Annotated in this window: 21 protein-coding genes and 2 pseudogenes; 12 read left to right on the top strand and 11 right to left on the bottom strand. The window is 59.3% G+C overall.

Going from position 1 to position 22,434, the window contains the following annotated elements; genetic code table 11:
• Positions 1 to 226: 226 nt before the first annotated feature.
• Both ACFQ2S_RS01220 and ACFQ2S_RS01215 read right to left on the bottom strand, forming a co-directional pair.
• Positions 227 to 553 (bottom strand): annotated as a pseudogene (locus ACFQ2S_RS01220) (transposase); the annotation flags it as partial.
• A 225-nt stretch (positions 554 to 778) separates the two neighbouring features.
• Complete coding sequence (locus ACFQ2S_RS01215) at positions 779 to 1,552, bottom strand: ion channel (protein WP_386072049.1); 774 nt, start codon at positions 1,550 to 1,552, stop codon at positions 779 to 781.
• A gap of 238 nt (positions 1,553 to 1,790) precedes the next feature.
• Between ACFQ2S_RS01215 and ACFQ2S_RS01210 the strand changes: the two are divergent.
• Together ACFQ2S_RS01210 and ACFQ2S_RS01205 are read left to right on the top strand one after the other, a co-directional pair.
• Positions 1,791 to 2,172: pseudogene (locus tag ACFQ2S_RS01210) on the top strand (hypothetical protein); the annotation flags it as partial.
• A gap of 197 nt (positions 2,173 to 2,369) precedes the next feature.
• Complete coding sequence (locus ACFQ2S_RS01205; RefSeq protein WP_386072047.1) at positions 2,370 to 3,539, top strand: MFS transporter; 1,170 nt, start codon at positions 2,370 to 2,372, stop codon at positions 3,537 to 3,539.
• Positions 3,540 to 3,857: 318 nt separating this feature from the next.
• Here the strand turns inward: ACFQ2S_RS01205 and ACFQ2S_RS01200 are convergent, their stop codons facing one another.
• The 5 genes from ACFQ2S_RS01200 to ACFQ2S_RS01180 all read right to left on the bottom strand — a co-directional run bounded on the left by ACFQ2S_RS01200 (position 3,858) and on the right by ACFQ2S_RS01180 (position 7,495).
• Positions 3,858 to 4,604 carry a nucleotidyltransferase domain-containing protein gene (locus tag ACFQ2S_RS01200; RefSeq protein WP_386072045.1) on the bottom strand — a complete coding sequence of 249 codons (747 nt, stop codon included), beginning with the start codon at positions 4,602 to 4,604 and terminating at the stop codon, positions 3,858 to 3,860.
• Positions 4,597 to 4,794, bottom strand: coding sequence for a hypothetical protein (locus ACFQ2S_RS01195; protein WP_386072043.1), 198 nt, complete (start codon positions 4,792 to 4,794; stop codon positions 4,597 to 4,599). Before ACFQ2S_RS01195 ends, ACFQ2S_RS01200 begins: the two co-directional genes overlap by 8 nt.
• A gap of 306 nt (positions 4,795 to 5,100) precedes the next feature.
• Positions 5,101 to 6,030, bottom strand: a complete 930-nt coding sequence (locus ACFQ2S_RS01190; protein WP_386072041.1) for a fumarylacetoacetate hydrolase family protein — start codon at positions 6,028 to 6,030, stop codon at positions 5,101 to 5,103.
• A gap of 12 nt (positions 6,031 to 6,042) precedes the next feature.
• A complete protein-coding gene (locus ACFQ2S_RS01185) occupies positions 6,043 to 6,789 on the bottom strand; it encodes a sulfite exporter TauE/SafE family protein (protein ID WP_386072039.1) in 747 nt (248 codons plus the stop codon).
• Position 6,790: 1 nt separating this feature from the next.
• Positions 6,791 to 7,495, bottom strand: coding sequence for a GntR family transcriptional regulator (locus ACFQ2S_RS01180; protein ID WP_386072037.1), 705 nt, complete (start codon positions 7,493 to 7,495; stop codon positions 6,791 to 6,793).
• 108 nt (positions 7,496 to 7,603) lie between these two features.
• Between ACFQ2S_RS01180 and ACFQ2S_RS01175 the strand changes: the two genes are divergently transcribed.
• The 4 genes from ACFQ2S_RS01175 to ACFQ2S_RS01160 all read left to right on the top strand — a co-directional run bounded on the left by ACFQ2S_RS01175 (position 7,604) and on the right by ACFQ2S_RS01160 (position 12,136).
• Positions 7,604 to 8,473 carry a fumarylacetoacetate hydrolase family protein gene (locus ACFQ2S_RS01175; protein WP_386072036.1) on the top strand — a complete coding sequence of 290 codons (870 nt, stop codon included), beginning with the start codon at positions 7,604 to 7,606 and terminating at the stop codon, positions 8,471 to 8,473.
• 51 nt (positions 8,474 to 8,524) lie between these two features.
• Positions 8,525 to 9,589, top strand: a complete 1,065-nt coding sequence (locus tag ACFQ2S_RS01170; RefSeq protein WP_386072034.1) for a tricarboxylate transporter — start codon at positions 8,525 to 8,527, stop codon at positions 9,587 to 9,589.
• Positions 9,590 to 9,658: 69 nt separating this feature from the next.
• Positions 9,659 to 11,593: a tripartite tricarboxylate transporter permease gene (locus ACFQ2S_RS01165; RefSeq protein WP_386072032.1), complete on the top strand. Its 1,935-nt coding sequence runs from the start codon at positions 9,659 to 9,661 to the stop codon at positions 11,591 to 11,593.
• Positions 11,594 to 11,608: 15 nt separating this feature from the next.
• Positions 11,609 to 12,136 (top strand): OsmC family protein, encoded by a 528-nt coding sequence (locus tag ACFQ2S_RS01160; RefSeq protein WP_386072030.1) that lies wholly within the window; start codon positions 11,609 to 11,611, stop codon positions 12,134 to 12,136.
• Positions 12,137 to 12,671: 535 nt separating this feature from the next.
• Here ACFQ2S_RS01160 and ACFQ2S_RS01155 read toward each other — a convergent pair.
• The 3 genes from ACFQ2S_RS01155 to ACFQ2S_RS01145 all read right to left on the bottom strand — a co-directional run bounded on the left by ACFQ2S_RS01155 (position 12,672) and on the right by ACFQ2S_RS01145 (position 15,563).
• Positions 12,672 to 14,618: a DUF3604 domain-containing protein gene (locus tag ACFQ2S_RS01155; protein ID WP_386072028.1), complete on the bottom strand. Its 1,947-nt coding sequence runs from the start codon at positions 14,616 to 14,618 to the stop codon at positions 12,672 to 12,674.
• A gap of 297 nt (positions 14,619 to 14,915) precedes the next feature.
• On the bottom strand, positions 14,916 to 15,176 hold the full coding sequence (locus tag ACFQ2S_RS01150; protein ID WP_089235649.1) for a hypothetical protein: 261 nt from the start codon (positions 15,174 to 15,176) through the stop codon (positions 14,916 to 14,918).
• A gap of 54 nt (positions 15,177 to 15,230) precedes the next feature.
• A complete protein-coding gene (locus ACFQ2S_RS01145) occupies positions 15,231 to 15,563 on the bottom strand; it encodes a DUF4440 domain-containing protein (RefSeq protein WP_245838344.1) in 333 nt (110 codons plus the stop codon).
• 557 nt (positions 15,564 to 16,120) lie between these two features.
• On the opposite strand from ACFQ2S_RS01145, the gene ACFQ2S_RS01140 reads away from it, so the two are divergent.
• Positions 16,121 to 16,630, top strand: a complete 510-nt coding sequence (locus ACFQ2S_RS01140) for a hypothetical protein (RefSeq protein ID WP_386072025.1) — start codon at positions 16,121 to 16,123, stop codon at positions 16,628 to 16,630.
• Positions 16,631 to 17,192: 562 nt separating this feature from the next.
• On the opposite strand, the gene ACFQ2S_RS01135 is transcribed toward ACFQ2S_RS01140, so the two are convergent.
• Positions 17,193 to 18,194 carry a helix-turn-helix domain-containing protein gene (locus ACFQ2S_RS01135; RefSeq protein ID WP_386072023.1) on the bottom strand — a complete coding sequence of 334 codons (1,002 nt, stop codon included), beginning with the start codon at positions 18,192 to 18,194 and terminating at the stop codon, positions 17,193 to 17,195.
• Positions 18,195 to 18,317: 123 nt separating this feature from the next.
• On the opposite strand from ACFQ2S_RS01135, the gene ACFQ2S_RS01130 reads away from it, so the two are divergent.
• The 5 genes from ACFQ2S_RS01130 (at position 18,318) to ACFQ2S_RS01110 (ending at position 21,981) form a co-directional block, all read left to right on the top strand.
• Positions 18,318 to 19,106, top strand: coding sequence for a transporter (locus tag ACFQ2S_RS01130; RefSeq protein ID WP_386072022.1), 789 nt, complete (start codon positions 18,318 to 18,320; stop codon positions 19,104 to 19,106).
• Positions 19,107 to 19,211: 105 nt separating this feature from the next.
• Entirely contained in the window at positions 19,212 to 19,421 is a 210-nt protein-coding gene (locus tag ACFQ2S_RS01125; RefSeq protein ID WP_386072020.1) for a glycine zipper 2TM domain-containing protein, read from the top strand.
• 55 nt (positions 19,422 to 19,476) lie between these two features.
• A complete protein-coding gene (locus ACFQ2S_RS01120; protein WP_386072019.1) occupies positions 19,477 to 19,854 on the top strand; it encodes a YmgD family protein in 378 nt (125 codons plus the stop codon).
• Entirely contained in the window at positions 19,781 to 20,962 is a 1,182-nt protein-coding gene (locus ACFQ2S_RS01115; RefSeq protein ID WP_386072018.1) for a DUF1214 domain-containing protein, read from the top strand. Before ACFQ2S_RS01120 ends, ACFQ2S_RS01115 begins: the two co-directional genes overlap by 74 nt.
• 11 nt (positions 20,963 to 20,973) lie before the next feature.
• Entirely contained in the window at positions 20,974 to 21,981 is a 1,008-nt protein-coding gene (locus ACFQ2S_RS01110; protein ID WP_386072016.1) for a DUF1214 domain-containing protein, read from the top strand.
• The last annotated feature ends 453 nt before the right edge of the window (positions 21,982 to 22,434 follow it).

The following is a 22,434-nucleotide window of genomic DNA, read 5'->3' as shown; positions in this document are numbered from 1 at the left end:
GGCACCCAAGCTGCGAGTGGTGAGAGGAAGATGGCCTGACAGTCGACCGGTGTCCTGAAAACCTCAGCGTAAAAATGGCCTGACGGGGCCGGCCCCCTTATGAGGATCGGGACGCGCGGATCTCCATCTTGGCAGCGGCAAACAAGCTGACATGCCGGATACGTTTTTTGCAGACTGCTCAATCCATCACACAATCGGCGCTTGCAACCGGGGCGGGCCATACGTTTTTCAACCGCAGGCTCGACGCCGTGCGGTGGGCTTTCAGATAGGTCGCGTCAATCATGATCGCCTTGTGATCGGAATGCTCGGCAGCTAGCCCCTCCATGATCCGAGCGAACACGCCCTTGTCGCTCCAACGCTTCCAGCGGTTGTAGAGCGTCTTGGGTGGGCCATACTCCCGTGGAGCATCAGACCAGCGCAACCCGTTGCGATTGATGAAGATAATCCCACTCAGGACGCGTCTGTCATCCATGCGAGGCTTGCCATGGCTCTTCGGAAAATAGGGCTGCAACCGCGCCATCTGCTCGTCGGTCAGCCAAAACAAGTTGCTCATCACGCCTCCTGAAGTTCAGGAGCTTGAATCAGCCCGGTGCCACGACTGCAACCAAATCAATGGGTCCAGAGCCTAGGATCAAAAAACCAGACGGACGTTCGCTTCATTGCCGCGTGCCGAGGCCCGGCGAACGCGGATGTTGCTGCCGATTAGGAAAGAGATTGCGGGTTGCCAAGACGGAGGAACTCGATCCTGCTGCCTCCGTCGCTGACACGGTTGGTGTCTTCAGCCGGCTCCTTCCGTCTCGATTCTGAGCATTTCGCCGCAATGCTTGCAATGAATGGCGTCCGGATCATGTCGCGTCAGCCCACATCGCGGACACGGGTGATGCACCCGCGATTGGGTGAAGACCGCGCCGGCAAGGCGCAGGAACAGCGAGACCCCGACCACCATGATCGCCACTGCTGCGATCTTTTCCACCGGCGTATTGGGCGTGATGTCGCCATAGCCCGTCGTCGTCAGCGTCGTGACCGTGTAGTAGAGTGAATCCACGTAGCCCGATGCACCTATCTCAGAGTCTGCAAAGAAAATGTAGACCGCAGATGTTGTGACGAAAACGAAGACCACAAGGTTAAGGGCCGCTACCAGTGCGTCCTCGTGCTCGCGAAAGAACCGCCAGTCGCGCCGCAGGTCTTGAAGCAGATACTCCGACCTGCCGAGCCGGACGCCACGCAGTATGCGTAGGAACGTAAGGTCCAGGTGCAGCAACGGGTCCAACACCAGCGACAACAGGACAATCAGATCAGCAAGCACATAGATCTGTCCAAGGTGCCGCCAGCGATTATCCGAGATCCAAAGCCGACAAAAGAAATCGATCGCTATAAATACCGCCAGTGCAATATTCACAACGCCTAGCAAGGGCGTTGCCGGTAACGGAACAGTGACAATGAAGTAGACTACCGTGGCCAGGTCGAACAGGATGAGCCAATAGCGCAACCTCCGCGCGGTTGGCGTTTGACCGGTGTAGAGTTCTGATACCCGCGCTTTCAGCCGCTCCATATTGTTCCCTCTGCTGCGCCTGCCACGCCATCAAGAACCGAGCGAAAGTTGGGTGGCAACTAGGCCAAAGGTGTAGAACACTCTCTCAGCTTCCGGATTTCATAAGGCATTTCGAAAATAAAACAATGCCTTGCGGTCGGTGGCGAAAAAAGATTCAAGAACAGATGACTCAGCGCCCGAGGTGTTTGATCCCACGGATTGATGGTGCGATCCATTGGTCGGAATGGAAGGAAGCACTTTGGGACAAGTTCGCCACGGCAGCGCCACGATCACCTTGACCGGCAGGTGAATGCACGCATTCACCGAGAGGGGCGCACGTCATCCGAGCTGCAATACAGCGATCGCAAGCTTCGACCGCGGCGCTGAGCCGGGAACTCGGTATCAACCTGAAGACGGTCGCGAAGTGGCGCAAGCGCGAAACGGTCGAGGATCGCAAGACCGGCCCGAAGGAACCGCGCTCGACCGTTCTCAGCGAGGCCGAGGAGGCGATGGTGGTGGCTTTCCGTCGGCACACGCTCTTGCCGCTGGATGATTGTCTGTACGCCTTGCAGCCCTCGATCCCGTACCTGACCCGGTCAGCGCTGCACCGCTGCATTCAGCGGCACGGCATCTCGCGGTTGCTGTCAATCGGCATTGGATCGTGACCCCGTATCGGCGCCCAAAATTGACCCCCTTGGATCTGAGCTGACCCGGCGCTGCGTAGTTCCCATGTAACGTTGGAGAACGCAAAGTGCCGGTTTAAAAACGCACCATGTAAGACACGTCAGGGGTTTGGCAAAAGAAATCGAAGCGATAGCTCCGCCCAGGGAGGGCAATCATGCAACTATGGATCGCCCTCGCGGCGCTGACGTTGGCGAGAGCGGCAATGGGCGTTCAGTTCCAGTCCGTCCCAGCACTGGCTACTTCGATCGTGGACCAAACAGGAATAGGTTTTGGTGCCATTGGTGTGATAACGGGCATCTACCTTTTACCGGGCGCCATAACGGCGCTCTTTGGCGGCTGGGCGGGCCAGGCACTGGGCGACTTGCGCACCGCGTTGGCCGGCCTTGTGCTGATGGTCGTCGGCGGAATTTCAGGCGCGTTGTTTCTTAGTTTCGAAGCACAGTTGGCGGCACGTTTTTTCGCCGGAACTGGGGCGGTAGCACTGAATGTGATGGTGACCAAGATGGTCGGCGACATGTTCCAAGGTCGCAGGGATTTGCCAGTGGCCATGGGAATCTTGGTATCAAGCTGGCCAGCAGGGCTCGCCTTGGCCATGCTGTTTCTGCCTGTTCTTGCAACGTATGTTGATTTGCGATTGGTTTTGGCACTGCCGGCCGGGTTGAGCCTTATCGCCCTTATCTTGATGGTCGCCACTTGGTCAGATCAAGCAAGATCGCGCCCGACTGGATTGGTCGGCCTACAAAAACGGTTGCTTCCGTCCGAGCTCAAGCTTGTCTGTCTCGCAGGCATCATTTGGGGGTTCTACAATACGGCTTTCATCGCCGCGATGAGCTGGGCTCCCGGGCACTTGCAGGCGGGTGGTCTGAGCCATGTCGATGCATCCGGAATCGTCAGCATAACCGGCTGGGTGGCGGTACTATCGGTTGCTGCAGGAGGTTGGTTGGCGACACGGCTTCGTCAGCCGGACTTAGCGGCGACAGCCTGTTTCGGATTGTCGGCGATAGGTTTGGTGGCGTTTGTGTTATTAGACAGCCCTGCGGCCAGCTTTTCGCTTTTGGTTTTGTTGGGTTTAGTGGTCGGTCCGGCGGCGGCTATGGTGATGACATTGCCGGTCGAAGCTACGCGGCCTGATGTTCGAGCCATTGGTATGGGAATCTACATGGCGATCTACTACGCTCTTATGGGTATGGGCCCTTCTGTCTTCGGTGCGCTGCGCGAAAGTCTGGGTTTGTCCGCTCCCCTTTTCGCAGCAGCTGGGACCATGGCGACTTGTTTGATGCTGTGGCTGATTTTTCGCCGCTTTCAATCCAGCCTCAACCCCTAGGACCAACCGCACCTGCAAAAGTCAAAGGCCTGAACTTGTTTGGCAAGTGTCCACTTTGGGCTCGGAGGAGACATCTGAGTTTTTCGCTCGGATGTTAGCAAGGTCGGCAAAGCTGCCGGATTTGTTACGACGAGCGCCCAAACTGACGTGCTGGTCTGCTTCCTGCGCAAAGCCGTCGCTCAACCCGTGTGAGCACGACGCAACTGCAGCATCATCCCCTCCGCCGGAAGCGGCCATTTAAGGTCGGCGCAGAGAACGGCGACAAGGAGCCCATACTGACAAATGCTGCATCGAGTACGAATGGCGGCTGACGCTCCATCACGCGTCAGGCATACGCCACTCTTTTGGTGCATCGCGGGTATAGCCTTGAAACAGAAAGCCTCCATCCGGTTCCAACACGTGTTCGCAAAGTCGAATGACGTCTGCGGTATCGTCACTAGTGAATGCGGCCTCAAATGCCTCTGCAAAGCGCTTGTGGAACTCGGGATCAACGCTCATGAGCCTTCTGGGAATGCTCTTTCCTTTGGCTGACCAACGATTTTGCGACCTGAGAAAGTGATCGGCAATCGCCGAATATAGATTTGCGACCACGATACGAAGCTCAGCTGTGTTGCGAGGCTCACGAATATCCTCGACCATATCGCTGATTGCATAACGTGAGTTTTCGCGTTCTTGTTGACCCCATTGAAGCGGGCCTTCTTCCAAAATTCGAGATGCCAGGTCTTTCATAAGACTGCCGAATTTGGTTTCTCGAGGTATCTCGATGCCTTCGCTAACCATGTTGGGCAGAGACGGCACTCCCGACGGGCGGTCCACCTCCCGAAAGAAATATTCCAGAGTTTGAGGGTCGTGGATGAATGCTTCAACGGGCCAGCCCCCGAAAGTAAACGACTGCCTTTGAGCGTTCTCAACGCGTTCAAAGACCACAACCAAATCAAGGTCCGAATAAGCTGTTGCGTCGCCTCGAACCACCGAACCCGCGAGCATGCAGGTGCTTGCTTCCGGAAAAATCTGGTCACGAATTTTTTCTGCTGCGGACAAAGCCGCTGAAAGCTCCTTACTCAATTACAATCTCCTCACAGGCATGGCAGAACCGTGGATCCCAGTGGACTGTGTATGACGGCTGCCGGTCGCCTGCGACCTTTTTGTTGAGATCATGAAAGCTGCCATTGGTGCAGTCGCGGCGAATGCTCGCTTCGTCCGCTCTTTCGCCCATGATGTGTGGCGCAGCGGAGGTCCGGTCCTTGATCGCCATGCTGGATTCCGGGCGACTGCGAAGGGGATTGCTGCACTGCCGAGAATGACTGCGAAGTCGGCAAACTACCCTTTCAAGCGGACTCCGGTGAAGGTTCGACCAGGCAGCAACCAGTGGTCCGGAGACTGCGCATTGCTGCCGCCGTACCCATTTCCGCGACGGTCTGGTCGGACAAAGCGTACATCCAAACCCCGGGCATGCCCGGGAACGAACCGATGCCTAGATGGTCTCCCGGCAAGCGGGTTCACCGCCCAACGCGAGGTGAGGACGTAGACAGTTAGATATTGCGCTGAATAACGCTCTTTTCTAAACCACAGGATTGCGCAAACACCCGATCGCAGCGATCTCGCTTTCGACGACATCGCCACTAAGGCAATAGCGGCTTGCGGCTAAGAGGTCTTCTGTCGGCTGCCATGATCCTCCAAGCTCAGCATCGACGGACCAAGCGGTTCCTGAAGGAGTGCCGGTCAGGATAATCATCCCGGGTCGAAGCGTGAAGTTCATGGAAAAGACGTGGATCAATTCTGCGCAGCTCCAGATCATCTCGGAGGTGTTGGCGTGCTGGCGCAACTCACCGTTGATCCGTGTTGAGAGTGTGAGCGCCTGGGGGTCGAGTATTTCGTCGACAGTGGTGATGACCGGGCCGAGCGGCAGGCTGCTGTCGAATGCCTTGCCCCGCCCGAGTTCGTAGAAGACCGCTCCGGTCTCAGTGAAGCGAACCTGCCGATCGCGGGCCGTCACATCGTTGGCAACCGTGTAGCCGAAGACGTGCTCCAGCGCTCGGTCCGTGGGGATGTGTCTGCCGGGCTTGCCGATCACGATGGCAAGCTCGGTCTCGCAATCAAGTTTCTTGGTGAGGATCGTGTCGTGGACGATCGGGTCGTTGGGACCAATGACGCAGTCCGATGTCTTGATGAAGAATTCGGGCTCCTTGCCGCTGAGGGGCGCACCGGCCTTTTCGGCATTGTGCGAACGGTAGTTACTGCCCGCGCATAGGACCGTCGAAGGAAGCATAGGCGCTGCTAGAGCAATATCGCAAATGGGGTGCCGCGCGTGGTCCGGCGCGATGGCAACCGCTTGGAGGACTTCTTCCATGATCGGATCACCGGCTGCGATGAGCCGTGTCATGTCGGTAATTTCCGGATTGAGGCCGGCGGCGGCGAGATCGACAATTGTGTCTCCATCGACCACGCCTAGCTTGCGCTCCTCGTCTTCTAAGAATGTCGCAAGTTTCATGCCTTGTACTCCTCAGGACGCCAGAAAGGAAAGCGTGAGCGCCACGCCAAGGGCAGCAACGCCGATACGGACGAGTTTTTCCGGCAAGCGGCGGACAAGGTGGGCGCCGAAGTAGCCGCCGATGATGCCGCCAACAAGCACGCAGACGGCGGCGAGCCAGTCGACGAGACCCGAAAGAATCATCGGCCCGACCGCGACAGACTGGATGACGAAGGCGAAGAGGTTTTTCGCACCGTTGACCTGTGCGATTCCCCTGCCGGTCGCAATCGACAGGACGGCGAGCAGCATGAAACCCATACCCGCACCGAAGAACCCGCCGTAGAAGCCGATGGCAAGCATGAGCACGACAGTGGCCGCCTGTAGGCGTTCGCCAGGAAGAGCGCGGCGCATGAGGTCTGTCGTACGGGGGCCAAGCACGATGGCGGCGACTGCAATCGCCAGAAGGAACGGCACGACTCTGACAAAGGCGGCATTGCTGGAGTTCACCATTATGATCGCGCCGGCAAGGGCGCCAACGAAGGCGGGGACCACCAGAGTGAAGAGGTTTCTAAGTTCGGCACGAATTTCCGCTCGGTAGACCCAGACTGCGGGGAGTTGCGCAGGCCAAAGCGCAACACCCTGGGTCACGTTCGCAGCGATGGGCGGCAAGCCGGAGGCGAGAAGGAGAGGAAAAACGAATAGCTTGGCGCCTCCGGCCGCGGCGTTAACGGCGCCTCCGAGAAGTCCGGCCGCAAGGAACACGAGGATCTCGCCTGTCATTCTATCGTGCAGGGGCGAGCGTGCCCTTCTCCTTGATCAGGCTCGATGCCGTAAGGGCGAAGTGCCGCTCGACGAGTTCGACTGCACGGCCCGTGTCACGCGCCAGCACCGCTTCGGCGATCTCGGCGTGTTCGGTTTCCAGATTCCGGGAGCCCATCTTTTGATAGACCGACGCGCGGCGATAGCGTTCGCAAAGCTCATGCAGTCCGGCGCGGATCTTCAGGAGCCATGCCGACCCACATGCTGAGACCAAGGCAGTGTGGAACTCGGCATTCGCACGCTCCCAACTGTCGGGTACCCCTCCTTGCGATGACGGCAGCGCCTTGTCTTCTTTTCGCATAATGTAGCTCGCTGCAACGACGCGCGCTTCCCAGTCGTCGTCCCCTTTCTCGATTGAGAGACGCAAGGCCTCTTTCTCGATTGCAGTGCGCGCAAGGTTGAGGTCAGCGAACTCCCCTGGATCGAGCGGGGCAACCGTGAAGCCGCGGTTTCCTTCGCTGGTCACAAGCCCGTCCTGGCTGAGCTTTTGGAGCGCCTCGCGGAGCGGGGTTGGTCCGATTCCGTAAATGCCCTTAAGTCTCTCGATGCGCAGGCGTTCGCCCGGGACGCGCTCCCCTCGGATAATGTCGCTCTTGAGGTTCCGGTAGGCGGTTTCGCTCAGCGTTTGCGCCTCTGTGTTCGCTGCAAGCGTTGTCGTCTGCGTCATGCTTCTACCTTGCACTGCCCGTCTAAAGTTCCGCCCAAACGTATATTTGACAGACGGGCCTATATATGTTTTCTCATTCTATCGATAAAAGTTAGAAGTGTCGAGAACATGAAGCTGATAACCTTCAAGAGCGGTGACGATATCGCGGCCGGTTTCGTCGATGGGGAGGATGCCGTTGTCTGTGTAGATGGCGAAAGCGCCAGCCGCGCGGTGCTCGATGTCATCTCCGGCGGTCAGGCCGCCGTTTCGGATTGGGCGAAGTCCGGCACACGGCGGGTTCCGCTGTCGGACATCTGTCTGATGGCGCCTATTCCCGAACCGCGACGCGATGTGTTTTGCGTAGGCAAGAACTACTATGCTCATGCCGCCGAGTTTCATTCCAGCGGCTTCGATTCAAGCGCCAAGGAAACTGTTCCCTCTCACCCGGTCATTTTCACGAAAGCCACGACGAGCGTGTGTGGACCACGGGCCGTGGTGAGGGGGTCGCTCGATCCCACGAACTCGGTTGATTACGAGGGTGAACTTGGGGTCGTGATTGGCAAGACCTGCTTTCAGGTCACTAAGGAAAATGCTTACGACCATGTCTTCGGCTACGTCACGATCAATGACGTTACCTCGCGCGAACTGCAGAAGGACCACAACCAGTGGGTCATCGGCAAGGGTGTCGATACATTCTGCCCGATGGGCCCGTGGATTGCGACCGCCGACGAGGTGGGCGACGTTACAGAGCTTGAGCTCGTAACGCGGATCAACGGCGAGGAACGCCAGCGCGCGAAGGTGGCCGATCTCATTTTCGATATCCCGACGCTGATCGAGACAATGAGTCGGACGATGACGCTCCTTCCGGGCGACATCATAGCGACAGGTACGCCGGTCGGCGTGGGGATAGGGTTCAAGCCACCGAAATACCTTCAAGCAGGCGATGTCATGCAGGTTGAAATCACTGGGCTCGGAACGTTGGAGAACACAATCGGGTAGAGCCGGAAAGCACGCGCATTCCATGGGAGGACTGAAGACATGCGGAAACAAATGACGACGACGGCGGCGCTCGCCGCAACGATCGGGCTGGCCACTGCCGCCCAAGCGCAGGACGGCTACTTCGCCGGCAAGTCTATCGAGATCGTCGTGCCCTTCGGAGAAGGCGGCGCGACCTTCGTCTCGGCGAAGTTCCTCGAGCCCTATTTCGAGAAACACCTGCCCGGCAATCCCGACATCGATGTCGTTTCTCGCCCCGGGGGCGGATCGATCCTCGGCGCAAACTGGTTCGAGCAGAATGCGAAGTCGGACGGGACGACGATCCTGTTCACGACCTCATCCACGGCGAACCCGTTCGTGTTGGGGCAGGAGGGTGTCGAGTATCGCCTCGCCGACTATCGCGTGGCCTATAGCCATCCATTCAGTGCCGTCGCCTATGTCTCGCCGTCGACTGGCGTAACCAGCGCGGCAGATATCAAGAACGCATCGACACAATTGATCTACGGCGGAATCGCGGCGGCTGCCTCGGACTTGCCTGGTCTTCTGTCGTTCGAAGTGCTGGACCTCGATGTTAAATCAGTCCTCGGCTTCAACGGTCGCGGACCGGTGCGACTTGCCTTCGAACAAGGCGAGCTCAACCTCGATTACCAGTTCACCCCTGTCTACCTGACGCAGGTTGTTCCGTCCGTCGATGCGGGTACGGCGGTTCCGCTCTGGACGGGCGGTGCCATGGAGGGCGGTGTCCTCAAGGCCCGCGACTCGATCGCGCCCGAACTGCCGTCGGTCTACGAGGTGCATGAGATGCTTTATGGCTCGGCACCGTCGGGGATCGAGTGGGACGCGTTCCAGGGCGTCGCTTCTGTCACCTACGCTTACGGGCTGACGGGTTACATGCACCCCGACACGCCCCAGGAGGTCATCGATCTCTTTGCTGAGACGGTCGCGGCCATCAACGAGGATCCCGAGTTCCAGCAAGAGGCCCTCAAGGTGACGAACGGAGCTCGCCTGAATGCGGGGCCGGATACCGAGGCGGCGATCAAGGCAGCGCTGTCTCCGTCCGAAGAGGTAAAGGCCTATCTGCGCGATCTGCTGTCGACAAAGTACGGCGTCAACTTCTGATCCGCAAAGCCGCGCGGGCCGAAGGACCTGGCCCGCGCGCACCCTTATTCCGCCCTGCCGGAGGCCCGGATGCTTGAACATGCGCTGACTGCGCTCGATGCTTTGTTCGACCCGCTGCGCCTCGCGGCGCTTTTCGCCGGTATGATCGTGGGCATGGTTTTCGGCATGCTGCCGGGGCTGGGCGGTGTGGCGGCCGTTTCGATCCTGCTGCCATTCATCTATTACCTCGACGACTACTCCGGGCTCGCCATGCTCCTAGGCGCGGTTTCGGTCGTCTACACCTCCGACACCATCACCTCAGTGCTTCTCGGCGCCCCGGGCTCGCCGGCATCGGCGCCGACGGCGATCGAGGGCCATGCGCTTGCCAAGCAGGGCCAAGCCGCGCGGGCGCTTGGGGTTGGCTTCCTGGCCTCGATGGTGGGCGGCCTTGTCGGCGCGCTGATCCTGTTCTTGGCGATCCCAATCGCAGGGCCCATCGTGCTTATGCTCTCCACACCCGAACTTTTCATGTTCGCACTCGTGGGCCTGTTTTTCGCGTCGTCGATGATCGGAAAAGACCTCGCCAAAGGGCTGGCGGCCGCTTGCCTCGGCGTTCTCCTCGGCGTCGTCGGCCCTGCACAGGCGGCCGCCGATTTCCGCTTCACTTTCGGTCAGGTCTACCTGCTCGATGGCTTCTCACTGACCATCGTGGCGCTTGGGCTTTTTGGCGTGGCTGAAGTGATCTCGATGCTCGCCGCGGGTGGTGGCATTAGCCACGAGCGCATGGAGGTTGTTCGTTGGGGCGAGGGCTTCCGCGATTTTTGGCGCAACAAGTGGCTTGTCCTGCGCGCTGCCTTTATCGGCGTACTCGGGGGCTTCGTCCCCGCGGTCGGCGCTTCCGCCTCGACCTGGGTCGCCTACGGCCATGCAATCCGATCGACCAAGGACAAGTCGAAGTTCGGCAAGGGTGAGATCCGCGGTATCGCAGCCTCCGAAGGCGCTAACAACGCCACCGTGATCTCGGACCTCGTGCCGACCGTTCTCTTCAGCGTGCCGGGCGGTCCGGCAGCGGCGATCTTCCTCGGCGCGCTGTTCTCGTTTGGGTATTATCCCGGGCCGCGGATGATAAACCAAAACCCTGACCTGATGTTCCTGATCGTCTGGTCGGTGGCGCTGACCTCGGTGGTCGGTGCGGCTCTGTGCTTCGCGATTACGCCTGCGCTCGCGCGGCTCACCCGTATTCCTTTCGCGATCATCGCAGCACCGCTGGTGCTGATCATGGTGATCGGCGCCTATCAGTCGACCTCGACCATGGGCGACATCTTCATGCTGTTCACGCTTGGTGCGCTCGGCTGGCTGATGAAACATGGCGGCTGGCCGCGCGCGCCCGCGCTGGTCGGGTTCGTTCTTTCCGGTCCGATGGAGCAGTACTTCTGGTTGACGAACCAGATCCACGGGTGGTCGTGGCTCACCCGTCCGGGCGTACTGTTGATCGCCTCTGTGATCGTGATCCCGTTGATCCTATCGACCATCCGCTGGCTCAGAACTCGCCGGACACCAGGCGAGGAAGGCCCGGGCGACGAGGACGCAACACCGCCGGAGTCAAACCGCGGCATCGCGCTCGTCCTTGCCGTCACTTGCTCGGCAATGTTCAGCTATGCGCTCTGGGAGATGTTCTCCTTCAACCCGGCCTCGCGCCTCATGCCGTCGCTTGCGATCGTACCAGGACTGCCGCTGGCTCTGTGGTTGGTGATCCGTGGTGTGCGCGAATACGAAAACGACTTCGCTCGCGACGCCGGTGAACTGACCGTCCTCGCCGTACTCATCGGTTACACGATTGCCGTCTGGGCCATCGGGCTTAGCATCCCAACGGTGGCGCTCATCGCCTACATGCTTCTTTACCGCGCGCGTATGCGCCCGTGGACTGCCGCGATCTACGGCATGTTCGTCTTCGGCATCGTGCGCATTCTCTTCGATCTGTTGCGAGGCGACGCTCCGGTCGGCGCACTGATCGCACTCAGCTAATTCGGGAGACCTGTCATGTCCGACATGATTGATAATGACATCATTGAGCCAAGCATCGATCCCACTACAAAAAAGATAGGTGTTCGCCATGTGAAGGCGACCAATGCCGCCGGAACGCGCACCAAGATCCAGGTGAGGGACTTCGCACCGGTCTACACTGATGAGCCTGCCTCGCTCGGCGGCACAAATAGCGCTCCAAGCCCGCTTGAGACCGTCCTCGTTGCCCTCGTTGGATGCGATGGCGTCATCATCAACGGAGTGGCCAAGGCTATGGGCTTTGAATATGCCGGTGTCGATTTCGCTTGCGAGAGCCAGATCGACGTGCGCGGGCCGAAGGGTGTTCCCGGCATTCGCCCGTATTTCGAAAGCGGAACGCTGACCATAACCGTCTATTCCGACGAGACAAAGGCGCGGTTTCGTCAACTCGCAAAGAATGTCGAGTTCCGATGCCCAGTGATGAACCTCCTCGCCGCGGCGAAGGTCGATATGGCCGTCATTTGGGAGCAAAGGCCGGCTGAGGAGTATTCCGGCAGCGTCGAGTAACTCGGCTAGGTCCCGTACTGGTGGAATACCGCGCCCAGGGCCGTCTCTCTGACTACTGCGCAATACGACAAGAAAGGTGCAAAAGAACGTTCCGGGGGAGCGCTTTAGAGAAACCGTCTTACCGGCATGATTTCGATGGCACTGGAGAGCAATCAACCGATGGGTCTTCGACAGTATTTGCGTTAGGAGTCATTTCAGATCCCGAAAACCATCTACACGTTGCCTTCGGCCTCTCGTTCCCGACCTAAGCTCGCAAAAAAAACGATATCCGCTTTGGGCTCTTCGGTGATATCTAATCAATATGGTCGGATGACGGCAACGTCGGCAAAGCTGCCGGGTTTGTTACGACGAGCGCCCAAACTGACGTGCTGGTCTGCTTCCTGAGTTTTGCGGTCTTTTGGCGTTCTCGGACAATGACCGGATTTCACGCTTTGCCGACGTCCTGACGGACCGGCACAAGCTCAAAGATCGAGAGTGAACGAACTGGGGGAAACTATCGCCAGTGTCCCCCAGTATTTTCCTCTGAAGTCAGATATCAGCCCTCAGGCGTGTACCAGATCGGGGAAGTGTACGCGCGTTCGGTGGTGATCATCGGCACCTCTTCGGGCATCTCGATTCCGAAGCGGACCGCCTCGTAGGCCGTCCAGCGCGGCGTCGGTATCTCAATAACCCGCGCGTAGTAGAAGGCCGATTGCGACGGGTCGAAATCGGGATCTTCCCAGACGCCGATGAGTTCCGAGGCACCGATCGTGTTGGTCCAGGTCGCATTCGCGACATCGACGGTGTTGCCGACATCGGGCAGCTTGCCGTTCTCGTCCAGCGCACGGTCGTCGGACCAGACCACGTCATAGACCTTTTCCTGCGTTTCGCCCTCGGCGTCGATCCAGCCCTTGACGATCTGGATGCGGTCGAGATTGCCGGACAGGAAGTCCTTCAGCGCTACCACGAGAAAGCTCGGCGCCTTGCCTTCGGGCGCGGGCGAGAGGTTGCCGCCCATCGGGACGCCTTTTGCGTATCCCTCGTCGCCCGGCGTGCGGCTTGCGGCATCTTCCTCGGTAAAGGCGTAGCCGCCGAAGAAACGGACCAGCATGCGCGAACCGGTCGTGGCGTAGGTTTCCTTGCGCATCATCGCGTCGAAAATCGCTGCGCGGGTGTTTTCCTGCGCCCAGACCGCGGCGAGGCCGCCGGCGGCCTGTTTCCAGCCATAGATCGTCAGATCCGGGTCCGGTGCCTCAATGACGACATGTTCCCAGCGATGCGGTTCGGGCTCTACGCCCGAATGCTTGCCGAAGAAGTTGTCCTCCTGTGCGGTGGCCATGCCGGTATGGGAATCCGTCGAACCAACCATGCCGAACTTGAACGGGTTGACGCCGAGGTCCTTCTCGATGGCAAGGCCGCGTTTCAGAGCTTCGCGGGCATATTCGCCGGCGAGCATTTCCGGTTCCTTCACCTCGGTGCCGTTGAGATTGGCAGCATCCCAGGTATCGAAATCGGCGAATTCGTCGTCGGGGCTGAGAAACGGGTGCGCCTCGCCGTCGCCCTTGATCTGGGTGGCCTCGTAGAGCGGCTCGAAACGAGCACGGGCCTGCGCGATCTCTTCGGTTAGGGGCGAGCCGTCATAAGCGGTCATCGAGAACATCCGGCCGTTCGAGAGGTTGCCGTTATGCGGGATCGCGAGCACTTCACCCCCGGTCCGCGCCTCGTATTCGGCCAGGTAGGTCCAGAGATCCTCGGGGTTCTTGCTGTCATATTGCGAGAAGGGACGGGTCTGGTTCGCCCGGACCGGGCCGTCGCGGAACAGCACATTGCGGTGCAGGTTGTTGGCGCCCTCGGTCGTGTATTCGTAGCCGATGATCGCCGAGAAGATACCCGGCTCGTTGTAGCGGTCGGCGAGCGCGGTATAGTCTTCCCAAGCGTGCCGGATCGCCTTGGGGTTGTCGATCGGCGGCTCGTCGTCGGAAAGCGACGCGACAATCTCCATCGCGGTATCGAAGGCCTGTTGCGCATTGCCCGAGGTCAGCGCCTGGTACCATGCCTTGCCCTGATCGGTCGAAAGGACCTCGGCATCGCCAGCAAGGAGTTGTGGCATCAGCCCGTACATTTCGGCGTGGTCCGAGATCACAAGCCAGTCGAGTGGGCGGGACAGCTTTGCCCGCAACCCGTGGGTTGTCGTGACTTCCTCTCCACGCGCAAAGCGAAAGGCGTCTTCCTGCGACAGGCGGGTCATCGTGCCAGCATCCACCGAAACCATCGTGTGCAGGTGCGAGTCCCCCCAAAGCGGTCGTTGAGGAAAATGCCGCCCGGCATAGGGCGAGAACGCGTCTGGCGCGAGGACAACCTCCGTGTCCTGCTGCTCGGTGGAATATTCCTGTGCGGCTCCCGGACCACCGAAAATCAGACTGGCAAGGACGGCCGAGGCTGCAAGCGGCGTAAGCGCTCGGGCAGGTATGATGACCAAATGGGGCAGGTTACGCGTTCTCATGACTTTCCTCCCAAAAGCAGAAAAAGGTGATGGCAGCAGATTACCTTTCGGCAAATCGATGTGGCAACGATCATCGTCCGGGAGAACTGACCTAAGGACAGCTCAACGCCACAAGCGTTCATCCGAGTCATTTCGTTGGATGACCGCCCCGTCGGCAAACTTCACGTCGATGCCGGAAGAGCCGATGCCATCAGTTGCCGGAGTAGCGAGGCCTCATGAAACGGCGCCTGTCCTGCGAAAAGGCAGGCGCGGCGTCGGCGACTTCCGGTAGCTTTTCCGGATCAACACGCTTTAGGGTTAACTCTCGACGTAAATCACCACTGTATCGGGGTGCACTCCGTCATACTTCATCGCGGCTGCTCCTGCCTCGCTCTTCAGCATGGCTTCAAGCGCATTCATGTCCGCGACCTCCATCGAGAGAGCGACTTTTTTACCGTCGCCCGGCAGAACGTAGGTCTGGAGATCGGTCGCGATGCCAGCGAACACTTCCGCCCGCTTCGGGGATGCGAGCCAATGGTCTATGTCATCGACGTCATGGGTCGCGATGAGCTTCGGCATGTCGGGTTTCCTTCTCTCTGAAATTCTGGCAGTTGCCAACAGGTCCGTCACGGCTCACTTCTGCAGCGGTGTCGCCCCGGTTTCGACCCGACTGATTTTCCCGCCCTCCAGCGAAAGGGCCATCAGGACTGCCTCGCGAGTGCCATCGGGGTAATCATTGATGCCATGCACTACGAGAATGTCGTTGTTCTCGTAAATCTTGCGCCGCGCCCCCATGGCCGTCTTGTCGGAGGCCATCATCTTTCGGATCAGTTCCGAGAACTGCGACTTGTCCATTGTCGTGCCGCTCTGATGCCTGACGAAGACAGCGTTGTCAGCGTAAAGGTCGAGATAAGCGTCCGCGTCATTGTCCGCCAACGCCCTATTCATTTTGTCGAAAATCGCCATCTTCCCCTCCCTGGACAGGAGTTGCCCCTGGGTAAGCTTCAGCATGTTGCCTATCTAAAGACGTTGCAACGATTCTCGTCGGTCCGTTCAGGTTGCAAGTACCAGCTTACGTTACAGGCGGCTTCGCAAACTCTGCGGAGGTCCAGCGACTGCTGAGAGCGCCCGGAAGGGCCCTGTAAACCGACTTTGGTGTGTTCCGTCGCGAACGACTGGTTTTCGAATGCGTTGTCGGGCGAAAGGCCAGTTTGGCGAACAATGCTGCCTTTGCGGCGAATGTCTGTGAGGTCGGCAAAGCTGCCGGGTTTGTCACGACAAGCGCCCACGCTGGCGTGTTGGTAGGCTGACTGCGCACAGCTGCCGTCCCGTAGTTTTTAAGAAGGTCCGCAAGGCCGATAATCATGCATTTGAGGCAACTCAACGACACGATTGATGGCATCTCGGTAGCCTTATTGCGGTCTATGCCGACGGGGTGGAGAAAACTTGGACGAGTGCCGCTCCAGCATAAATTTCCGGAGGCGAACGCCCAGACCTTACGGGCAAAAGGAGGGGGCAAAAAAATGAGAAGAACTGAAGCCATTGAGAGTATTGGTGTGCTCATAACCGCATTGTGTTTACTCACGTTTTATTTGGGCAATGCCGCAATTGCGTCTGAAACAGATTGGTCTGTGTTTGTCGATCATGATTCCAAAGGGAAAGTGTGCTGGGCCGTTTCACGTGCAAATGACAGAGGTGAAACATTGATGTTCGTGACCCGGCATCGCGGAGACCGACAATCTGAGGTCAGCATCAAAATCGTCCCCATTCCAGAATCCATGTCGCGCGTCAGTCTACAGGTTGGAAATCGTGTGGTTACAATGTTTCTGCGGAAAAAGGGCGGCGAGTTGTGGGCGTGGCCGAGGAGTAAAGCCGATGAGAAGCGTATCGTTTCAGCGGTGCAAACTTTCGAACGCGCCATTGGAGGAACAACTGGCCTGTTCTATTTGATCCAAGAGGGGGCAGTGATCGCATCGTTCTCAGCCAAGGGGTTTGGTCACGCAATGGGCGTTGCAATGAAAGAGTGTTCGTAGGCTCTCCGCCTCGGCTTCCGCCCAAGGAAGACAAGGGTCACGAATTGAGTGCCGACTGGTTTTTTGCTGCTAAAGCGCCGCCGATAGCAGCCGCGATGTCGGACATCCGAGGGTTCTCGTCGGATGTCTGCAATGTCGGCTAAGTTGCCGATAGATCAGCGGGCGGTGGCGTCGCAAACCACGCGATCAGTCGACGTCCGCAAGCTGCACTTTGCGGTCGTTGAGCCATTCGAGCCAACTCGCAGATGCAGTATTATCCCTCAAGCCGAAAGCTGCCATTCTTACGCGGCGTGGCGAAAGATTGAAGTGAGCCCCATGCAGGCATTTTCCGAGCGCAGCATTGGTCGACAAGGGCGGTCTTCAGGCTTTCGGTGAGCGACGCTCCGATGGCCGAGATGGCTACATACCTGCCGTTCAGCATTGCGGATCTCAAAAGTTACTGCCGACTGGTCTGCTTCGAGTCGACGGGGCAGTGGCCGACTTTGCCATCTGTAGAAGCATCTCATAAATCGCCCGCAATCCGGGTGCTTTGGAACGGTTGAGCCTGACATCCGCCCATTGCTCATCGTGCTTGTTCAGCTTTCCGGAAAGCGCTCGGGGAAAGCCCTGTTGCATCCTTGAAGGCGCGCCGGAAGCTTCGCGGATCTGAGTATCCCAACAGCTTGCCGATCTCGGCGAGGGACATGTCCGTTTCGGAAAGAAGTGCCCGCGCGCGATCGCAGACGACCCGAGTGCGGATTTGACGAAAGGTCGTGCCCTCGTCCCTCAAGGCGCGTTGGAGAGACCTCGGTCCGATGGCAAGCAACCGGGCGATGGTGCGCTCATCCGTCTGGCCGGTTGCGGATGTGATGGTCAACATCTGAACCACGGCATCTTCCATGGTTTGAGCCGGCGCGATGTTCATCAGGAATCCCAACTCGCCGAGGGTCATTGTTCTTTCGGGTTGCGGTGGACCGGGGTTGAGCGCCGCGAGGTCCGTCAGGCGAATGGCGACGCCCGGCACCTGGGCACCTGCGTGGATCGTGGTCCCCGAGAGATCTCCAAGGACCGCGATTTCGCGGGCGTGGGTTTCCGGCACCTCGACCCAATCCGGCGTCCAATCGGAGCCCAGGAAATGGCGGGCGACTTTGCCGATGACAAACAGCGCGCCTTCGTCAAGGTGGTGATGCCCGACCACGGACAGGCCTTTGGAATCGCGTCCAACGACCAGATGCGTTGCGGTCTCTCGCAGGGTGATCTCCGAGCCGGGATGCGTAAACAGCAAGGCTCGCCGCCCGCGTTCAAATGCCGAGGCCAAATCCGGCGCGCCCAGCACGAAATGTGAATAAGCGCCATAGGTCGAATAGTCGAAGGCCCGCCCGATACGCGCCCCGAGGTGGCGGTCGCCGATCGCACGGGCGACCGAGTCGATTAGGACGGCTTCAGACGCATAGGGGATGAAACCGGCCACACCGCCGAGCATCGTGCGATCGAGTCCCGCCAACTGAAGCGACCTGTCGACGATCAACCGCCCCGCGAACCGATCAAGCAGGTCGACGACGTGCGCGAGTTCGATGAGGTTCACCAGTTTACCATGCATGGGATCGCATTGTCGCAAAATGTCCGGTGATGCAATGGTATCCTGTCGGCAGGGTGAAACGACCGACTGGCCCTGTTCCTGGAACAAAGTCGCAGGGAGGCCCACAAGATGACAACCACACGTCTTCGCGTATCACTGGCAATGGGTTGTCTGTGCTTTCCCGTAGCGACCACAGCGCAGGACGCCGCCGACCTTGCACAAGAACTGGCGAACCCACTCGCGGCCATCATCTCCGTGCCGTTCCAGCTGAACTATGACGACAATCTCGGTGTGACGAATGAAGGCAACCGGACAACGTTGAACCTGCTGCCGATCATCCCCTTTGCGCTCGACAACGGCGCCACCATCATTACGCGAACGATCATGCCCTATATCTGGCAAGAGGACGTGATCCCCGGCACCTCACAGAGCGGCTTCGGTGATGTTCTGGCGAAAGCCTGGTACTCCCAAACCACCGAGACGAACCTGACTTGGGGGCTCGGTCCAGCTGTCCGTTTCCCGACCTATTCCGACGTCTCAAGCGATACCTGGGCTGCCGGCATCACCGGCATTGTGCTGCAACAGACGGGCCCGTGGACCGTTGGCATGCTGGCCAACCACTTGTGGGATCTGGAAGACGATCCGAAAACGCCCACCAATGCCACGTTCGTCCAGCCCTTCGTGGCCTATTCAACGGAAGGCGCGTGGACGTATTCGCTCCAGAGTGAAAGCACCTATGACTGGGAAACGGAAAGCTGGTCGGTACCCCTGAACGCCTCGGTGTCCAAGCTGGCGGTCATCGGCGGCAAGCCCATCAATTTCCAGGCCGGTGTTGGTCACTGGCTGGAGAGCCCGGATGGCGGGCCGGAGGACTGGCGGTTCCGCCTGCAGGTCCAGTTCGTCCTTTCGAAGGGGTGATACGGGGCGGCAGCACGCGCCTCATACCCGTTGCCGAGTGTCAGGGTTTCAGGCGCAGGGTGCTTCCTTGCTCCGCGCGTCAACCAACAGCAATGGAGGTACCACATGCTCAGAAAACAATCGGCCCTCGCGGCGTCACTTGCATTGGCGGTGGCGTTGGGCGTCACATTGTCGTCGCCTGCCGTGGCAAACAAACAGGTCGAGAACGCGGTTGGTGGAGCGGTTGTGGGTGCCGGCGTCGGCTACCTCGTTGGAGGGAACAAGGGCGCGAAGGGCGGCGCTGTCGTCGGTGCAATCGCGGGCGCGAGAAAGTGACGCCGGTCACCCGGCAGTCCCCACGGGTGGCCACCTAAAAACAAGGAAACACCGAATGACCCAAGACTTCAGGAACCTTGCCACCGCGACGGCCTGTCTCCTCGCCCTCGGCAGCGTTGCGCATGCCGACGAGATAATGGACGAGGCTATCGCCGCGGCCCAACCCCATATGCACCACAGCTGCGGAAGCGTTCTCGACAGCTACGGCGACGACGAGGATCAGGTTGCGGAGATCGTGCGCCTGATGGCCATGGTGTCTCTCTTCAATCGCCAGATCGATGTCATGGCGGAGGTTCCGGACGAAAACGACCGTGCGCGCCTCAAGGACGAGTTTGTCGAGGAACTGGAAGACGCCTGCGATGACGATCCGGGCATGTTGCTGGCCGGGGCAGTGGATATTGCGGTTCGGGAAACGTTCCGAGCGTTCGACTGAGCTGAAGCGCCATGTCCATACACCGCTGTATAGGGGGAGGAAAAAAATGTCCTATTGCCGGATTGCACCCATCTCACTCGCCTTTGTTGGAGGGGCCCTCATCGGGGGTGTCGCCAATGCTCAATTCACGAGCGATACGATAGATGCCTTGATCGAAGCCCGGGAAATCCCGGTGATGATCGGCAACTTCGCCCGCGCCGCGACCGATATCGAACTGGCCAAATACGTGTCTCTCGCCGGTGGTGTGAACCGTTTCTTCCACTTCCGCGAGCCGGGGGACGTGGAGAACCAGCCGACCATCCGCATGAATTTCGACACGCTCTACAGCACGGCGGTCGTCGATATCAGCGAGGGCGCGACGCTGACATTGCCCGAGGTGGGCGAGCGGTACATGTCCGCGATGATCGTCAACCAGGACCACTATATCAACGATGTGTTCCATGGCGGGGGCAGCTACACGCTCGACACAGAGAGTTTTGATACGCCCTATGTCATTGTTTTCATGCGCACGCTTGTGGATGCGAGCGATCCTGAAGACGTCGAGGCCGTGCACGCCATCCAGGATCAGATGGCGATCGAAGCCGCGTCGTCGCAGCCATTCATCCTGCCGGACTATGACGAAGAGAGCTACGAGGCGTTGGTCGAAGGGCTGAACGCGCTGCTGCCATTCCTGGCCGACAGCTCCGGCGCCTTTGGCCCGAAGGACGAGGTCGACCCGATCAACCACCTGCTCAACACCGCCATCGGCTGGGGCGGCCTGCCCGAACGCGAGGCGTTCTATGATGGCGCCGATCCGGGGCTGCCCGTTGGCGAATACAAGATCGACGTTCCCTCGGATGTGCCGGTGGAGGCGTTCTGGTCCGTTAGCCTCTACAACAAAAACGGCTTCTTCGAAAAGAACGACCGCAACGCTTACAACGTGAATTCGGTCACCGGCGCGCGCAACGATGACCGGTCAATGACGATCCACCTTGGCGGCTGCGACGACGATCGCGTGAATTGCCTGCCGCTGGTGGAGGGGTGGAACTACGTCGTTCGGATGTACCGGCCCGAGCAACAGGTCATCGATGGCAGCTGGACCTTTCCGGGCGTCGTTCCTGCAAACTGAAGGGTATGAAAATGAAAACCAGACTTCTGCTGACATGCGCGCTGTGCGTACCGACATTCCTGTGCGCTGAACAGGTCACGCTCGACACATTGGTGCGGGCGGAAACGGATCACATGTTCCGGGTGAACATGGCGGCCAACGACATTGAAATCGGCGAATTCACCCATTTCCGAAAGCCGATTGCGGCGGAGGATCCGCAACCCGTCATTCGTGCGAACCAGGACACGCTTTACAGCGCGGTGGTGCTTGATCTGTCGGAGCCGGCCGAGATTGTTCTGCCGGAGATCGACGGGCGCTACCAGTCGATGCTGGTGATCAGCCAGGATCACTACATGCTGGCAGAGGCGACGCCGGGAACCTATCCGCTGACCGAAGAAAAAGTCGGCTCGCGCTTTGCCATGGTGCTCTTCCGGACCTTCGTCAACGCCAATGATCCCGAAGACCTTGCCGCCACCCATGCCGCACAGGATGGGATCACGTTGACCGGTGGCGCAGCGGGCCCGTTCGAAGCTCCGGATTGGGATCTCGACAGTCTGGCGGTGGCGCGAAAGGCGTTGAACGATCTTGCCAGCGCGATCAGCTTTGACGCCAGCAAGGCTTTCGGCACCAGGGAGAAAGTAGCCCCCCTTGACCACCTTGTCGGTGCTATCTCGGCTTGGGCCGGACTGCCGCCAAGTGCCGCGATGTACGAGGTCGATTCCGTGCCTGAAAATGACGGCAAGACCCTGTACGCCGTGACGGTCAAGGACGTGCCAGTCGACGCGTTCTGGTCCGTCACCGTCTACAACGCCGATGGCTACCTGGAACCGAACGATCTTGGCGTGAACAGCTACAACAATGTCAGCGCCACACCGAATGACGACGGGTCCTACACACTGCATTTCGGTAGCTGCGAGGATGGCCGGATCAACTGCATCCCGATCTCGCCCGGCTGGAACCATTCCATCCGCCTCTATGAGCCACGCGCGGAAATCCTCGACGGCAGCTGGACCTTCCCGGAGATCGAACAGGTCAACTGAACCGGGTCGATCCGCGGCGCGCCCCAAACTTAGAGTGGGACCACGCAGACGGTCGCACTTCCGGTTTTGCTCTGTCATGGCCGTTCGATAAAGCCCAAAGAATGACCGCTGAGGGTGGGACGTTGCTGTGCGGCGAAAGAAACTGAACGACCGATTTGTCCGCTGACCCGACCTCGGTGTGCGTCGCCGCGAACGTTCGGTTCTTGTCCGCATGGACCACTGTAGAAATGCGAGCGTGAGAAATGCTGAGCTCGCGGCGACGGTCCGGAAGGTCGGCAGAGCTACTGATATCGGTCGTCAAGCGGCGGAACGGTACCCGCGTTCTCCCGTTGTCGTGATCGGCATCGGCTGGATCTCCGACAATGTCGAGGTCTCTCGCCGATCCCGTTAGGAAAGCGCAAGAATTGGGCCGTCGAGGAGGCGCACCAGGTCTCCGAAATAGCCACCGGACCG

Source organism: Tropicimonas aquimaris (assembly GCF_042676185.1).
Classification (GTDB): domain Bacteria; phylum Pseudomonadota; class Alphaproteobacteria; order Rhodobacterales; family Rhodobacteraceae; genus Tropicimonas; species Tropicimonas aquimaris.
This window is presented reverse-complemented; position numbering and strand designations above follow the sequence as displayed.

What these genes read in the sequence shown, in the direction of transcription:
- ACFQ2S_RS01215 (WP_386072049.1), bottom strand. Translation starts at nt 1,552, where the DNA reads ATGGAGCGGCTGAAAGCGCGGGTATCAGAACTCTACACCGGTCAAACG.
- ACFQ2S_RS01205 (WP_386072047.1), top strand. Translation starts at nt 2,370, where the DNA reads ATGCAACTATGGATCGCCCTCGCGGCGCTGACGTTGGCGAGAGCGGCA.
- ACFQ2S_RS01195 (WP_386072043.1), bottom strand. Translation starts at nt 4,794, where the DNA reads ATGGCGATCAAGGACCGGACCTCCGCTGCGCCACACATCATGGGCGAA.
- ACFQ2S_RS01190 (WP_386072041.1), bottom strand. Translation starts at nt 6,030, where the DNA reads ATGAAACTTGCGACATTCTTAGAAGACGAGGAGCGCAAGCTAGGCGTG.
- ACFQ2S_RS01185 (WP_386072039.1), bottom strand. Translation starts at nt 6,789, where the DNA reads ATGACAGGCGAGATCCTCGTGTTCCTTGCGGCCGGACTTCTCGGAGGC.
- ACFQ2S_RS01180 (WP_386072037.1), bottom strand. Translation starts at nt 7,495, where the DNA reads ATGACGCAGACGACAACGCTTGCAGCGAACACAGAGGCGCAAACGCTG.
- ACFQ2S_RS01175 (WP_386072036.1), top strand. Translation starts at nt 7,604, where the DNA reads ATGAAGCTGATAACCTTCAAGAGCGGTGACGATATCGCGGCCGGTTTC.
- ACFQ2S_RS01170 (WP_386072034.1), top strand. Translation starts at nt 8,525, where the DNA reads ATGACGACGACGGCGGCGCTCGCCGCAACGATCGGGCTGGCCACTGCC.
- ACFQ2S_RS01165 (WP_386072032.1), top strand. Translation starts at nt 9,659, where the DNA reads ATGCTTGAACATGCGCTGACTGCGCTCGATGCTTTGTTCGACCCGCTG.
- ACFQ2S_RS01160 (WP_386072030.1), top strand. Translation starts at nt 11,609, where the DNA reads ATGTCCGACATGATTGATAATGACATCATTGAGCCAAGCATCGATCCC.
- ACFQ2S_RS01155 (WP_386072028.1), bottom strand. Translation starts at nt 14,618, where the DNA reads ATGAGAACGCGTAACCTGCCCCATTTGGTCATCATACCTGCCCGAGCG.
- ACFQ2S_RS01150 (WP_089235649.1), bottom strand. Translation starts at nt 15,176, where the DNA reads ATGCCGAAGCTCATCGCGACCCATGACGTCGATGACATAGACCATTGG.
- ACFQ2S_RS01145 (WP_245838344.1), bottom strand. Translation starts at nt 15,563, where the DNA reads ATGGCGATTTTCGACAAAATGAATAGGGCGTTGGCGGACAATGACGCG.
- ACFQ2S_RS01140 (WP_386072025.1), top strand. Translation starts at nt 16,121, where the DNA reads ATGAGAAGAACTGAAGCCATTGAGAGTATTGGTGTGCTCATAACCGCA.
- ACFQ2S_RS01130 (WP_386072022.1), top strand. Translation starts at nt 18,318, where the DNA reads ATGACAACCACACGTCTTCGCGTATCACTGGCAATGGGTTGTCTGTGC.
- ACFQ2S_RS01125 (WP_386072020.1), top strand. Translation starts at nt 19,212, where the DNA reads ATGCTCAGAAAACAATCGGCCCTCGCGGCGTCACTTGCATTGGCGGTG.
- ACFQ2S_RS01120 (WP_386072019.1), top strand. Translation starts at nt 19,477, where the DNA reads ATGACCCAAGACTTCAGGAACCTTGCCACCGCGACGGCCTGTCTCCTC.
- ACFQ2S_RS01115 (WP_386072018.1), top strand. Translation starts at nt 19,781, where the DNA reads ATGACGATCCGGGCATGTTGCTGGCCGGGGCAGTGGATATTGCGGTTC.
- ACFQ2S_RS01110 (WP_386072016.1), top strand. Translation starts at nt 20,974, where the DNA reads ATGAAAACCAGACTTCTGCTGACATGCGCGCTGTGCGTACCGACATTC.